This window comes from Acinetobacter sp. GQ146, from assembly GCF_059758585.1.
Genome location: NZ_JCAXDV010000001.1, coordinates 633,685 through 648,857, shown reverse-complemented (window position 1 = coordinate 648,857; position 15,173 = coordinate 633,685). Strand labels below are relative to the sequence as shown.

At 43.7% G+C, this 15,173-nt stretch carries 13 protein-coding genes; 10 read left to right on the top strand and 3 right to left on the bottom strand.

Annotation, left to right across the window (positions count from 1 at the left end):
- The first annotated feature begins 209 nt into the window (after nt 1-209).
- Together AC6CHI_RS03110 and AC6CHI_RS03105 are read left to right on the top strand one after the other, a co-directional pair.
- Nucleotides 210-1,286: an aromatic ring-hydroxylating dioxygenase subunit alpha gene (locus AC6CHI_RS03110; RefSeq protein WP_498119373.1), complete on the top strand. Its 1,077-nt coding sequence runs from the start codon at nt 210-212 to the stop codon at nt 1,284-1,286.
- Nucleotides 1,287-1,297: 11 nt separating this feature from the next.
- A complete protein-coding gene (locus tag AC6CHI_RS03105; RefSeq protein WP_498119372.1) occupies nt 1,298-2,242 on the top strand; it encodes a PDR/VanB family oxidoreductase in 945 nt (314 codons plus the stop codon).
- A gap of 22 nt (nt 2,243-2,264) precedes the next feature.
- Here AC6CHI_RS03105 and AC6CHI_RS03100 read toward each other — a convergent pair whose 3' ends face one another.
- The 3 genes from AC6CHI_RS03100 to mhpT all read right to left on the bottom strand — a co-directional run bounded on the left by AC6CHI_RS03100 (nt 2,265) and on the right by mhpT (nt 4,869).
- Complete coding sequence (locus tag AC6CHI_RS03100) at nt 2,265-2,975, bottom strand: GntR family transcriptional regulator (protein ID WP_458890573.1); 711 nt, start codon at nt 2,973-2,975, stop codon at nt 2,265-2,267.
- Nucleotides 2,976-3,105: 130 nt separating this feature from the next.
- Nucleotides 3,106-3,564, bottom strand: coding sequence for a MarR family winged helix-turn-helix transcriptional regulator (locus AC6CHI_RS03095; protein WP_458890574.1), 459 nt, complete (start codon nt 3,562-3,564; stop codon nt 3,106-3,108).
- A 72-nt stretch (nt 3,565-3,636) separates the two neighbouring features.
- Nucleotides 3,637-4,869 (bottom strand): 3-(3-hydroxy-phenyl)propionate transporter MhpT, encoded by a 1,233-nt coding sequence (gene mhpT / locus AC6CHI_RS03090; RefSeq protein WP_498119371.1) that lies wholly within the window; start codon nt 4,867-4,869, stop codon nt 3,637-3,639.
- A 259-nt stretch (nt 4,870-5,128) separates the two neighbouring features.
- Between mhpT and AC6CHI_RS03085 the strand changes: the two genes are divergently transcribed.
- From AC6CHI_RS03085 to AC6CHI_RS03050, 8 genes are all read left to right on the top strand, one after another.
- Entirely contained in the window at nt 5,129-5,962 is an 834-nt protein-coding gene (locus AC6CHI_RS03085; RefSeq protein WP_458890576.1) for a p-hydroxycinnamoyl CoA hydratase/lyase, read from the top strand.
- A 151-nt stretch (nt 5,963-6,113) separates the two neighbouring features.
- Nucleotides 6,114-7,565, top strand: coding sequence for an aldehyde dehydrogenase (locus tag AC6CHI_RS03080; RefSeq protein WP_498119414.1), 1,452 nt, complete (start codon nt 6,114-6,116; stop codon nt 7,563-7,565).
- Between the two features lie 79 nt (nt 7,566-7,644).
- A complete protein-coding gene (locus AC6CHI_RS03075) occupies nt 7,645-9,531 on the top strand; it encodes a feruloyl-CoA synthase (RefSeq protein ID WP_498119370.1) in 1,887 nt (628 codons plus the stop codon).
- A 75-nt stretch (nt 9,532-9,606) separates the two neighbouring features.
- Nucleotides 9,607-10,746 carry an acyl-CoA dehydrogenase family protein gene (locus tag AC6CHI_RS03070; protein ID WP_498119369.1) on the top strand — a complete coding sequence of 380 codons (1,140 nt, stop codon included), beginning with the start codon at nt 9,607-9,609 and terminating at the stop codon, nt 10,744-10,746.
- Between the two features lie 78 nt (nt 10,747-10,824).
- A complete protein-coding gene (locus AC6CHI_RS03065; protein ID WP_498119368.1) occupies nt 10,825-12,078 on the top strand; it encodes an OprD family porin in 1,254 nt (417 codons plus the stop codon).
- Between the two features lie 52 nt (nt 12,079-12,130).
- Nucleotides 12,131-12,667, top strand: coding sequence for a DUF3237 domain-containing protein (locus AC6CHI_RS03060; RefSeq protein ID WP_498119367.1), 537 nt, complete (start codon nt 12,131-12,133; stop codon nt 12,665-12,667).
- A 54-nt stretch (nt 12,668-12,721) separates the two neighbouring features.
- The gene (locus AC6CHI_RS03055) at nt 12,722-13,114 is read left to right on the top strand and encodes a PaaI family thioesterase (protein WP_498119366.1); all 393 of its coding nucleotides are present in this window, start codon (nt 12,722-12,724) and stop codon (nt 13,112-13,114) included.
- A gap of 30 nt (nt 13,115-13,144) precedes the next feature.
- Nucleotides 13,145-14,905 (top strand): tannase/feruloyl esterase family alpha/beta hydrolase, encoded by a 1,761-nt coding sequence (locus tag AC6CHI_RS03050; protein ID WP_498119365.1) that lies wholly within the window; start codon nt 13,145-13,147, stop codon nt 14,903-14,905.
- Nucleotides 14,906-15,173: the final 268 nt, after the last annotated feature.

Here is a 15,173-nt window from a genome sequence, read left to right as displayed (position 1 = left end):
ATAACAAAACACAATATGGATCCACTAAGAAAGCAATTCCAAAATCTCTCAATCCCAAACAAATGGATCCAGAAAAAAACACCACGACTTCACAAACCCATTAAAAAGAACAAATACCACTAAATTTATTTATAAACACCCTCAATTCATTTGACAAAACCACAAAACAAACATAAATTGGATCCAATAATTGACAAGGAGTCATCATAATGTTCATTAAAAATGCATGGTATGTGGCATGCCGACCAGAAGAAATCCAAGATAAGCCTCTAGGTCGTACCATCTGCGGTGAAAAAATTGTGTTTTATCGTGCGAAGGAAAATCGAGTTGCAGCTGTAGAAGACTTTTGTCCGCATCGTGGCGCTCCGCTATCTTTAGGCTATGTCGAAGATGGCAATTTAGTCTGCGGCTATCATGGACTGGTCATGGGCTGTGAAGGGAAAACCATCTCCATGCCAGCTCAACGTGTCAGTGGATTTCCATGCAATAAAGCATATGCCGTCATCGAAAAATTTGGGTTCGTATGGGTCTGGCCTGGTGAAAAAAGCCTTGCAGATGAATCTAAACTCCCAGTTTTAGAGTGGGCAGATCATCCCGAGTGGAGTTATGGCGGTGGTTTGTTCCACATTCATTGTGATTATCGACTCATGATTGACAATCTCATGGACTTAACCCATGAAACCTATGTGCATGCTAGTAGTATCGGACAGAAAGAAATTGATGAATCACTGCCAATCACCAAAGTGGATGGCGATCATGTCATTACCGAACGCTATATGGAAAACGTTACTGCCCCACCATTTTGGCAAATGGCACTCCGCGGGAATCATTTGGCAGACCAAGTGCCTGTAGATCGTTGGCAGCGCTGTCATTTTTTTGCACCAAGTAATGTGCATATTGAAGTTGGGGTTGCACATGCCGGACATGGCAGTTATAACGCCCCTAAAGATAAGAAAGTCGCTGCTATCGTGGTTGATTTTATTACCCCTGAAACAGAAACATCACATTGGTATTTCTGGGGCATGGCACGCAACTTCCAGCCTGAAAATACCGAACTCACCGATCAAATTCGTGAAGGACAAGGCAAAATCTTCACCGAAGATTTGGAAATGCTAGAACAGCAACAACAAAATATTCTCAACAATCCACAGCGCAAATTACTCATGTTAAATATTGATGCGGGAGGCGTTCAATCCCGCAAGATTATTGACCGTTTATTGAAAGAAGAAAAAGCGTCATCGGTCACATCCGACGTCGCTAAATTTCCAAATATTCGCATCATTTAAAGGGAATTAACATGGACGTTATCATTAGTAAAATTCACCAACTCACCCCTTCCATCCGTGCCTTTGAGTTAATTTCAGCATCGGGTGCCGCGTTACCTCGCTTCGAAGCAGGTGCGCATATTGATGTTTTTCTCAAAAATGGCTTAACTCGACAGTATTCACTATCGAATTGTTGCAGCGAACAACATCGCTATGTCATTGGTGTACTGCAGGATGAAAACTCACGCGGCGGTTCGCGCTGCATGCATAAAGACTATCAAGCAGGTGATGTGTTAAGCATTGGACAACCGCGTAATTTATTCAAACTCCACCCTACGACCCAAAAAGCCCTGCTATTTGCTGGTGGAATTGGCATTACCCCAATTCTCTCAATGGCGTATCGCTTAAAGGAACAGCATATTCCTTTTGAACTGCATTATTTTGTCCGCACCCATGAAATGATCGCCTTTTATGGCAATTTGACCTCACATTTTGCTGAACAGATTCACTTTCATATTCAGGATCAGGATGAAACCCAATGTGATATGCAAACTGTGCTGCAAGACCCACAGCCAGAGAAACACCTTTATGTTTGTGGGCCGACAGGCTTTATGCAGTTTGTCATGCAGTCAGCCGAAACCGCAGGATGGCACGCAGAACAACGGCATCAAGAGCATTTTGTAGCACAGCAAAGCAAGCAGGAAAATGATGAAGCGTTTACTGTTGAAATTGCAGGTACAGGACGTCGGATTGAAATCCATCCAGAACAGACCGTGACACAAGCGCTGCTAGAACATGGTTTTGATGTGCCCGTGTCTTGCGAACAAGGCATTTGCGGGACCTGTATCACTCGTGTCATTTCAGGTACGCCTGATCATCGGGATGTCTTTATGACCGAACAAGAGCGGGCTTTAAATAATCAATTCACCCCTTGCTGCTCTCGGGCCAAATCCAAACATTTGGTGATCGAACTATAAGCTCTCTCGCCAGACTCCCTCGCTAAACTGAAGCTGTGGGAGTCGATAATGCTGTTTCACTCATGATTTGTTTAACAGTTTCTCCCAGTAAAGCCACGCTGCTATGTTCTCGCATTAAGCTTTCTGCACGCCCAGATTGTCCTTGCAGCAAGGCTTCATAAATTGAGCAATGCTGCAAATGCGCATAATGCAAGCGACGATATTCTGAGAGTGCACGAGATTCATCATAGGTAATGGCTTGAACGGAAGCCATTGGCAACTGATTATTTTTTGAAAGTGCCTGAATTAACGCAATATTTTGCGCACCTTGAATAATCGTATCATGAAAAATAACGTTAAACTCATGGTAACGTGTCAACTCTTCATCGCCAAATTCGGTATGCTCTGCAAACAGTTGTTCTATTTGTTCAATACAGTTTTTTAAAGTCTGCTGTTGTTGTTCCGATAAGCCTTGCTCGGCTAAAGTCTTCGCGGCCAAACCTTCGAGTACGCCACGCACTTCTAAGGCATCATTCACCAATTTATTAGAGATTTCTCGAACGGTGTAACCCCGGGTAGGGTTTTTTAGTAATAAGCCTTCTTGTTCTAATAAGCGAAAGGCCATCCGTATAGGCTGACGTGAAACCCCCAACAACTCTGCTGTCGGAATTTCCGCAATACGACTGCCCCCTTCGAGTTCCCCCGAAAAAATCATTTTTCTTAATTTAATTAAAACTTGCTGTCCTGAAGACATCCTAGCCACACTGAATGAAATATTTTAAATTGATGCTACCCAATTCATTCAGGTTGTGACAATAGTTTTTTGTAGAAGAACATACTTAAGCAGCAATAGCGTGACATTGGGCATGATCTAAACCATGGGATTATTCTCCAGATTTTAAATTGTTCACCATAATGTCTAAATTGTTTCGAATCAAATAAGCCAGATTTATATCTATGCCTTGCAACATTTTCTGTTCGAGTGCTTCTACCACTTTATTGCACTCAGCCAGTTTCATTAAGCCTAAATCCGTGACTGTCACCAAAATTCGGCGGCCGTGAGTCGGATCTGGTTTTTTTTCAATCCATTGATTACTTTGCAAATCCTGCAAAATAATATTGGCAGATTGTGGTTTCATAAATGAACGCTCGGCCAACTTGGCATTCGACAAATTACTTTTAGATGCCAATACGGATAATGCGGTAAATTGTGGCAGCGTAATATCCAAAGCTTTCAAATGCTCGGTTAAATACTTGCTAACAACTCGGTCTAGACGGGCGATGGTATAACTTAATCGTGGACCATCTGCTATTTTTTTATCAATTGAACTTGTGCTTACCATAATTCTTAATCATCAAAAACCAATGAAAGAAGCATGAGAAGAAACGCTCACACTTCTTTCAATTTAAACTATTTAACGAGCGGTCGTGCTTTGTATTAACTGTACAGGCTGTTTAGGTTTTCTGACAAGCATCAGTGCTGAAATTGCTGCAATCAAAATTACAGGAATACTCGAACCAATCACAATGGTCGCGCTTTTACCAATCGACAGTAAGAACCCTGCCAATAGTGGACCTGCAAACGAACCAATACGACCAATTGCTACTGCTGCTCCAACACCTGTGCCGCGCATTTCAGTTGGATAATACATGGCGGCTAAACCATACAAGGCTGACTGTCCACCGACAATAAATAAGCCACAGCCTACTGCTGACAAAGCCAATAACGCCACTGTCGGTGAAAAAGACAGACAGCAAAGTGACAGCAAAATACCCATATAGATAAATTTAATCACGAAACTCATGCGCATTTTATCCAGCATCATGCCCATCAGTATGGAGCCAAACATACCGCCCACGTTATATCCCATTTGAATATAATTCGCTTCTAATTTCGAAAGTCCTTGAGCTCCCATTAATAGTGGTAACCAATTCAGCAAGAAATATAAAACCACTAAAGTACAGAAGAAACTGATCCAAATCTGAATGGTCGACATGCGGCGATCTTTAGAAAACAGCACCTGCATAAATGGCGTAGTCTGCTGGTTTTGAGTTTTCCGATCCAAGTAATCACTCGATTCTGGCAAAGACTTCAAGAGCAATGGAATGAGTAAAATTGGTGCAATACCCCCGACATAAAAAATATGTCGCCATTCACTATCCCCAACCAGAAGCATAGCAACAACTGAAGTTAGCAACCCACCAAATGGGATACCACTGTACATAATACTCACAGCTGTGCCTTTACGGTCAGATGAAACCGACTCAGAAGCCAGCGTAATCATCATTGGTAATGCCCCGCCCATGCCTAGTCCCGTTAGAAAACGAATCAACAACATTAAATGATAATCTCCCGCAAAAGCAGTCAGCAAAGACATAATGCCGAATAACAATATACTGAAAATTAATACTTTTTTACGCCCAACAATATCTGCGAGTCTGCCGCCGATAATCGCTCCAGGTAGGGTGCCGATAATGGCCGCACTAAAAGCCCATGCCATCTGAGCATTATCCAACATAAATTCTGCACGCATACGAGGCGCTGCAACGCCCATGGATTGAAGATCAAAACCTTCAAAAATTGCGATCGCAAAACATAGCAATAAAGTGATTTTTGTCCTTGTCGAAGGATGTCGCACTTTTTCCATAACTGAATCCTTATTCTGCCTGATATTTCCATTACATCTTGTTGTTTTGTGCTGTTCTGTGAACACCCCTAAAATATCAGTTAGACTGATTAAAAAATCAATAGTATTTTTTATTTTTTTAATAAACATATAATTTTAACTATACATTTCATTCACTTAAAAAATAAATTAGAAATTTTCCAAAAAACACTTGAATGTAAGTTTAACTGATATTAGATTGTGTAAAGAACAAACAGACTGTCATTCAAGGAGAAAGCACATGACATATGATAAGCGTTGGGAAACCGTAGATGTACAAGTTGAAAATGGCATTGCATGGGTAACATTCAACCGTCCAGAAAAGAAAAATGCCATGAGCCCGACATTAAATCGGGAAATGATTGAAGTCCTCGAAACTTTAGAGCTTGATCAAAATGCTCGTGTACTTGTCTTGACGGGTGCAGGTGATTCTTGGACCGCAGGGATGGATTTAAAGGAATATTTCCGAGAGGTCGATACCCAACCTGAAATCTTCCAAGAACGTATTCGTCGTGATTCTTGCCGTTGGCAGTGGCAGTTGTTACGTATGTATTCAAAACCAACCATTGCCATGGTCAATGGCTGGTGTTTTGGTGGCGGTTTCTCTCCTTTAGTGGCGTGTGATCTCGCCATAGCGGCAGATGAAGCAACCTTTGGTTTATCTGAAATTAACTGGGGGATTCCTCCTGGCAATTTAGTCAGCAAAGCAATGGCGGATACAGTTGGACATCGTACCTCCCTGTATTACATCATGACTGGCAAAACCTTTAGCGGTAAAGAAGCTGAAAATATGGGCTTGATTAATAAGAGTGTCCCTTTAGCAGATTTAAAAGCGGAAGTGACCGAATTGGCCAACATTCTGCTTGAGAAAAATCCAGTGGTGTTACGTACCGCGAAAAATGGCTTTAAGCGTTGCCGTGAATTAACTTGGGATCAAAATGAAGACTACTTATATGCCAAACTCGATCAATGTATCCATCGCGATACCGAAGGTGGTCGTCAAGAAGGCTTAAAACAGTTTTTAGATGAAAAATCGATTAAACCAGGTTTACAAAGCTACAAACGTACTGGTTAATGATTAAATTTTAGATGGTTATGTAAGGATACAACCCATGCACAATGTACAGTCACTTAGACATGATGAATCTGTAGAAAGCATCGATGATAATGCTCGTGCTGAGCCGCACTTGACTCTAGTTGAGTCTGTGCGAAATCGCGCCACGCCATTGAATCAAGTTCAGTTGCTGATTCATGGTCAGTCAGTCGATGCTTCCAATCACGCGACTTTTGAGCGAATCAGTCCGATTGATGGTCAAGTTGCCAGCATTGCAGCTGCCGCAACCGTAGCCGATGTCGATCGTGCCATTGAATCCGCGGCTCAAGCGTTTCAAGCGTGGTCGAAACTTTCTCCGACTGAACGTCGCTTGCGCTTGTTAAAAGCCGCCGACCTCATGGATCAAAACACTGAGCAATTCATTCAAATTGGCATGCGTGAAACAGGTTCAACAGCGACATGGTATGGGTTCAATGTCCATCTCGCGGCCAATATGTTACGTGAAGCCGCAGCCATGACCACGCAAATGGATGGCAGCCTGATTCCCTCTGATGTACCCGGCAATATGGCAATGGGCATACGTGTGCCTTGCGGTGTCGTGGTCGGCATTGCTCCGTGGAATGCCCCGATTATTTTGGCTACCCGTGCTTTGGCCATGCCACTCGCATGTGGGAATACCGTGGTGCTCAAGGCTTCCGAAGCTTGCCCTGCTACCCAGCGCTTAATTGGTCAAGTGCTGCATGAAGCAGGCTTAGGAGATGGTGTCGTCAATGTGATTACCCATGCCGCCGAAGACGCACCGCAAATTGTCGAGCGTTTAATTTCTCACCCTGCTGTGAAACGTATAAATTTTACAGGTTCAACCAAAGTTGGAAAAATTATTGCGGAAACAGCAGCGAAATATTTAAAGCCTGTGCTGCTAGAACTGGGTGGAAAAGCCCCTGTGGTGGTATTGAATGAGGCCGACGTGAATGAAGCGGTCAATGCAGTTGCCTTTGGTGCCTTCTTTAATCAAGGACAAATCTGTATGTCTACCGAGCGTGTGCTGGTACAGGAAGATATTGCAGATCAATTCATTCACAAACTGGTTGAAAAAACACGTACGATTCGTGCGGGCAATCCAAGCACGCAACAATATGCGCTGGGTGTTTTAGAAAGTACTCGTGCTGCGCAGCGTATTCAACATTTACTACAAGATGCGCAAAGCAAAGGGGCTGACTTGCCTCTGGGGATTCAAATTGAAGCAACCACGATGCAACCGACTTTGGTGTTGAATATCCAAGCTGATATGGCATTGTATCGCGAAGAATCTTTTGGTCCTGTTTGCACGGTGCAGCGTTTTGGCAGCCTTGAAGAAGGCATTGCCCTCGCCAATGACAGTGAGTTTGGATTATCCGCTGCCGTATTTAGTCAGAATATTGCGCAGGCACTGGATGTGGCGAAACAGATTGATTCAGGGATCTGTCACATTAACGGCGCCACGGTACATGACGAAGCTCAAATGCCTTTTGGCGGGACTAAATCTAGTGGTTATGGACGTTTTGGCAGCAAAGCCTCCATTGCTGAATTTACCGAATTACGTTGGATCACCATTCAAACCCAAGCTCGCCACTATCCAATTTAAGCGTGGATCTGGCATACAGACTAAATATAAATTGCATGAAGCAAAATACAATTAAGCGCAGTGATGCGCTTTCCATGGAGTGAAAACAATGCAAATGAATGCCACTCAATCACAAGATCGCGAAAGATTCGTCAAGCTTGGGCGTCATGATATTGATTATGTGTATCAAGATCAGATCTTGTATCTTCAACCCAAAGAACAACTGAAGAATTACCCGCAAAAATTGACTGATCGTCTGATTCATTTTGCACAAACCAAACCTGAACACATTTTTGCAGCGAAACGCAATGCACAAGGTGAATGGATCAAACTCAATTATGCCGAAACTTTACAGCGCGCTTGGCATATTGCTCAGGCGCTTCATAATCGCAATCTGAGTGAACAACACCCTTTAATCATTTTATCGGGAAATGATCTAGAACATTTAACCCTTTCCATGGCGGCAATGCTGGCGGGTGTTCCCTTTTCTGCCATTTCCCCTGCTTATTCCTTAGTTTCTCAAGATTTTGGCAAATTAAAACATGTGTTTGATGTACTGACTCCGGGTATGGTCTATGCCAGTGATGGGCGAGCTTTTGCCAAGGCCATTGCAGCATGTGCCCCTGCCCACATTGAAGTTGTGACCAATAAAGGCATTATTGGGGATCACAGTTGCACGGCGTTCCAAGAACTTTTAGATACGCCGGTCACCAATGTCAAAGAACATTATTCAACTTTAGATGAACATCAAATTGCCAAATTTTTATTTACCTCTGGCTCCACCAAAATGCCAAAGGCTGTGCCGACAACCCACTTAATGTTAACGGTGAATCAGCAGATGCTGCTCCAAACCTTTCCCGAGTTTGAAGAAACACCACCTGTTTTACTGGATTGGTTGTCTTGGCATCATACTTTTGGGGGCAGTCATAATGTTGGGATTGCCTTATATAACGGCGGTACCATTTATATTGACGATGGCAAACCTGTGGCAGGCAAGTTTGATGAAACTATTCGGAATTTAAAAGAAATTTCACCAACGGTGTATTTAAATGTACCTAAAGGCTGGGAAGAACTCACCGACGCTCTAGAGAAAGATGCCGAACTAAGGGAACGTTTCTTTGCAAAAGTGAAAATTCTGTTTTTCGCAGGAGCAGCCTTATCTGAAGCTGGTTGGAACCGGCTAGACCGTATTGCGCAGCAACATTGTGGTGAAAAAATTCGCATTATGAGCGGGCTCGGCATGACCGAAACTGCACCCTCTTGCGCCTTTACCACTGGCCCACGCGTCATGGCAGGCTTTATTGGCTACCCGGCTCCAGGATGTGAAATTAAATTGGTACCATATGGTGACAAACTGGAATTTTGTGTGCGTGGCAAACACGTCATGAAAGGTTACTGGCGTTTAAGTGCCGATCAGCAGAGTCCTGTGTTTGATGAAGAAGGCTTTTTCCATACGGGCGATGCTGTGCGTTTGGTCGATGAACAGGATCCGACTCAAGGGCTGATGTACGATGGCCGGATTGCTGAAGACTTTAAATTAAATACAGGTACTTTTGTCAATGTTGGCACCTTACGTAATAAGGTCCTGATTCAAGGCAATTTACTGATTCAGGATGTCTGCATTACAGGCTCAAACCTGAATGCTGTTGGATTCCTGATTTTCCCTAAACTAGATGCCTGTGCCGATTATGCGGGACTTTCTTTATCAGAGCATAGTGCCGAAGAAATTTTGAAACATCCGAAAATTCAGCAATGGTTCCGTCAATTCTTGATGCACTACAACAAGGATGCGACAGGAAGTTCCAATCGCGTTTCCATGCTTTACCTACAAACTGAAGCACCACAACTGGATGCAGGCGAAGTCACGGATAAAGGCAATCTTAATCAAAGCAATATTCTCAAACGACGCGCCAATCGAATTGAAGAGTTGTATCAGAAACAATCTGATAATGCCCTAATCATTCGGATTCCAACGCTTAATAACTAATTCATTGAAATCACAGTAAAAAAGCTCAGTTAACCTTGAGCTTTACCCTGACTTTTGCCAAAAAAAAGGTGAAGTATGCAACACGATACCGAATTTGAACTGTTTAGAGATAACTATCGACGCTTCCTCAAAGAATATGTCGCCCCGCATTATGAACAATGGGAACACGAGGGCTTGATTCCGCGAAGTTTGTGGAAGCAACTCGGTGAAAATGGCTTTTTATGCGTGGATGTCCCTGAAGAATATGGCGGCTACGGTGCGCCAGTCCACTATTCCCTAATGCTCGTGCAAGAAACAGCTCAAGCTGGTTTTACCTCCTTGGCCGTCGCGATTGGCGGACAGAATGAACTGGTCTCGCCCTATCTGCAAAATATTGGCACGGAAGAACAAAAAAAATATTGGCTCCCGAAAATGGTGACGGGTGAGGTCGTAACGGCCATTGCCATGACTGAAGCCAATGCAGGCTCAGACTTACAAGCCATTCGTACTCAAGCAATTTTAAAGGATGAGCATTATGTCGTAGATGGATCAAAAACCTTTATTTCCAATGGTCTGCATGCCGACTTAATTGTTTTGGTGGCCAAAACAGACCCAGAAGCACGCGCCAAAGGGATTTCATTATTACTGGTAGATGCCAATTTAAAAGGGGTCGAAAAAGGCAGATCATTGAAAAAAATCGGCCTACATGCCCAAGACACTGCAGAGCTTTTTTTTGATCAAGTCCAAGTTCCCGAATCCCAACGTCTGGGAGAAGAAGGCAAAGGCTTTTCTTATTTAATGCAAGAATTGCCACGCGAACGCTTGAGCATTTCCATGATGGCACTCGGTTCGATGTTTGGCGCCATAGAACTCACCAAAGATTATGTATTAGAACGCAAGGCCTTTGGGCAACCACTCAGCCAAATGCAAAATACTCGGTTTGTGCTCGCCAATACCCAAATTAAAGCCAAAGCTGCACAGGCTTTTGTGCATGAATGTGCCGAGCAATACCATCAGGACAAATTAACAGTCAGTCATGTCGCTGCATTGAAATGCTTTATTACCGACACGCAATGCGAAGTCGTAGACCAATTGCTGCAACTGTTTGGTGGTTACGGTTATATGCAGGAATACCCGATCTCGCGCTTTTTTGTCGATGCTCGAGTACAAAAAATTTATGGCGGCACCAACGAAATTATGAAGGAAATCGTGGCGCGCGAACTGCTTGGAAAATAACTCGAAATTACAAACATCAAAGGCAGATCATTTATCTGCCTGTTTTAAAACAACAATGATATTTCAGGAAGAAATGCAATGAAATCTAAACTATGGATGTACTCTACCCTCATGCTCTCTGGCTCGGCTTTCGCAGGCGGCTTTATTGATAACAGCACGGTCGACTTAACCACACGAAATTTCTATTTTGATCGTGACTATCAGGAAATCTCCAAATATCCCGCAGCGAAAGATTGGACCCAAGGTTTCATTTTCAGAGCCAATTCAGGTTATACCGAAGGCACCGTAGGCTTTGGACTCGACCTTTTGGCCACCGCAGGTTTTAAATTGGATGCCAGTGCAGATTATGCAGGTACGGGTAACTTACCGCGTGATCCTGTCACCAATGAACCTGCTTCCAGTTATGGACAAATCGGAATCACAGGCAAATCTAAAATCAGTAAAACCGAGTTAAAAGTCGGTACGCTTAGACCGATGAATCCCGTTTTGGTCGCATCACCGGCACGGCTTTTACCGCAAACCTATCGCGGGATTTCTCTAGAGTCGAAAGATATTTCCAATCTAGATTTTCAATCGGCTTATATTGATCAGGTCAATCAACGCGATTCAACCAACTGGGAAAATATGCGAATTTCAGCGGTCAATGGTCGCTTTAAAAGCGCTGATACCGATCAACTGTATTATCTCGGGGGCAACTATCAACTCATTCCAAGCACCAAACTGACCAGCTTTTATATGGATGTACAAGACCTGTATAACCAGTCCATGTTTGGTCTTAGCTATAATCACAAATTCAATGACAGCAACAATTTTAGCTCACAATTACGTTACTACCGCAGTCGTGAAGACGGGCAAGCCAAAGCTGGTTTGGTAGATAACGATCTGATTCATGGTTATTTCGAGCTCAAGCATCAAAATCACAAGTTTATTCTTGCCACTTTCCATCATATGGGTGACACCGCTTTTCCTTATTTAACAGGGGGTGAAACGGGGCTCTTAATCGACACTTGGCCAGCGGAATTTTTGAATGCCAAAGAGCATGTCTATAGCTTCCGTTACGAATATGATTTTAAAAACTATGTGCCCGGTTTACGCTTTATGACCCGCTATACCACTGGGGATAATATCTATGCACCCAATTTGGGGGGTGACAATTTAAAAGAACACGAAACCGATTTTGATCTTGGCTATACCGTGCAAAAAGGCATGTTCAAAAATCTTGGATTACGCGCGCGTTATGCCATGTATGACAACAACATGCTGTCTAGCGCCAACATCAAACCTTCCAACGAAACCCGTATCAATATCGACTACACCTGGAAATTTAAATAATGCTGACTGAGGTTTTGCTGCTGCCGAACATCTTTTTATTGAGATCAATATCATGAAAAAAATACTCAGCCTTTGCTTTGGCTTGAACTTACTCAGTCTGACGCATGCGGAAACTCAATACCATCCACCTACCCCGCATCTAGAACCTTTGGCGCAATTTAACGTAGATTTAAATGCGCCAGTTTGGGAACTCGGCACCACCAGTGATGGGGGAAAACGCCGAATTATTCCCATTACAGGGGGTAGCTTTCAGGGCAAACAACTTAAGGGACGCATTCTCAATAACGGTGCTGATTGGCAGATTGTAGACAGTCAAGGACTGGCGATTATTGATACCCGTTATCTCCTCGAAACGGAAGATGGCGCTTTGATTTATTTACAAACCAAGGGCTACAGGCATGGTTCAAGCGAAGTTTTAAAGCAACTGGCTCAGGGCGAAGATGTCGACCCGAACAAATACTATTTCAAAATTACCATGCAGTTTGAAACCAGCTCCCCCAAATATGCATGGCTGAATCAAACCGTTGCTGTCGGGAGTGCCATGCGTTTAGGCAAAGCCGTTATTTATGATGCTTATACGCTGCAATAAGCATCGAAGCTCTATCTATCTTTTAGTCATCTTCCGAAAAATGGATCTTTCATTATGACCCTAAGCACTTTAGCAACATTGCCCCCCATCCACCATCTTCTTGGCGGACACAACATTCAATGGCATGCAGAACAACTGGAACTCGAAATTAGCTATATGGCTTTAGACAGTTTTACCAATCCACGCGGCACCGTCGAAGGTGGCATGCTCTGTGCCATGCTAGATGATGTGATGGGCTTATTTGCCTTTATTGCCAATGGGCAAAAACCCGCAACGAGCATCAACCTAAGCACGGATTTTCTACGCCCCTGCCACGTCGGCATCGTCAACACCAAGTGCCGCTTTATCAAGCAAGGCAAGACCATTTTATATATCGAAAGTGAAGCTTGGCAAAACCATAAACGGATTGCGAGAAGTACTGCCAATTTTATGGTGCTCTCAGATTAAAGTTTAAACAATAAAAATGGATTTTGAACAATGAAAAAACGATTTGCGCCGAGAGATTGGTCTAAGCCTTTGAGCATGCTTGCTTTATGTATCAGTCTGGCGGCCTGTGGCGACAATAGTGAAAATAACGCCAATGCAACCAGCCAAGTTAAGCCACAGATTCCACAACTCACACCTGCGGTTGGAACAACATTAAAAGGGACTTGTAGCGATTTAACAGGATTCCAATTTACCAACACCAGTATAAGCAGTGCGACACTACAAGCAGCGGGCAGCCTCCAAGTCGCGGGGCAAGACATTGCAGCACATTGCTTAGTGACAGGCTATATGTATCCACGCACTAGCCCGATTGATGGACAAACCTATCAAATTGGTTTTGAAATGCGTTTACCGCTCGATTGGAACGGTCGCTTTCTCTATCAAGGCAATGGGGGAACCGATGGCAATATTGCAACAGCAACAGGTCAAGTCGGAAGTGGCGGTCCCTTAAGCAACGCTTTACATGATGGTTTTGCAGTGATTTCTTCCGATGCAGGACACAATGCCACACAAAATCCACTCTTTGGACTGGATCCTCAAGCACGGATAGACTACGGTTATGGTGCCATTACCAAGCTCACGCCTATGGCGAAAAATTTAATTCAAGCTGCGTATGGGAAACAGCCTGATCGTTCTTATGCCGGCGGAACATCCAATGGTGGACGACATGCCATGATGGCGGCGACACGTTTGGGCGATCAGTATGACGGCATTCTCGCCAGCACGCCTGGTTTTCATCTCCCTCGTGCAGCAGCCGCGCAACTCTATACCGCACAACAATTACGTCGTGTTGCCAGCGATGAAAACGATTTAAGTACGGCCCTCACCCTATCTGAACGCAAGGTTCTGGCTCAATCCATTTTAAATCAATGTGATGCTTTGGATGGTATAGCGGATGGCTTAGTTCAAGATGTAGAAGCTTGTCGCACAGCCTTTGATATCCATCGCGATGTTCCCGTTTGCGCTAGCACACGAGATGGAAACTGTCTGTCTACAGATCAAATTGATGTACTGGCGAATATTTATCGCGGTCCCGTGAACTCAAAGGGTGAAGCCTTATATGCCACGCAACCTTTTGACCCGGGGCTATTGGGCAGCAACTGGGCCAGTTGGAAGTTTGAATCTTCGGTCGGCACCGCACGTGACCCTGTAGCCGTTGGAATCATTTTTCAAGTTCCCCCAAATCCCGAGGTCATGCTTAATTCGCGTCAGTTTGCTTTCAATTTTAACTTTGATACAGACTATCCGAAATTATCGGCCAGCAATGCAACCTATCAAGAAAGCGCCATGTCTTTTATGCTTCCTCCAGATGAATTAAATCTGGATAAACTCCAACAACATGGTGGCAAAATGATTGTAGTCCAAGGAACTGCCGATGGAGTATTCTCGGTCGATGATACACAGCATTGGTATGATCAATTACTACAGCAATATCAAAATAATGCCTATGCGACTGCTCCGAGTTTTGTCCGTTTTTTCAGAGTCCCGGGCATGAACCATTCTCGTGGTGGGATTGCAACCGATCAATTTGATGCGCTCACAGCATTAGTCAATTGGGTCGAATATGGTCAAGCGCCTGACCGTATTGTGGCATCTGCTCGCGGTGTCGGAAATGCCAGCGGTGTCATCAATACTGAGCTGCCTGCAGATTGGTCAGCTAACCGAACCCGTCCACTTTGCCCGTATCCATTGATTGCCCGCTATAAGGGTCAAGGGGATAGTGAAGCCGCTGAGAATTTTAGCTGTCAATAGCCAAGTTAAATTTGAAAAAAAAGAGCTTAAATTAAGCTCTTTTTTTATGGCTACTGACTCCCCTGTATAGCCACCCAACCGCTAGCCAGTCAGATTTAGCACCATGTGGCTTTTAAAGCTTGCATTCAACCATCATCCTTCTATTTAAGTTTAGTGGATAATTTGGTTATCTAAGAGTCTTGCTTCTATATTCAAAATGTAAATAAAGATATGAATTTATATTCGAATACATAAATTAGGCTTTTCAATATACTTCAATACATATTAT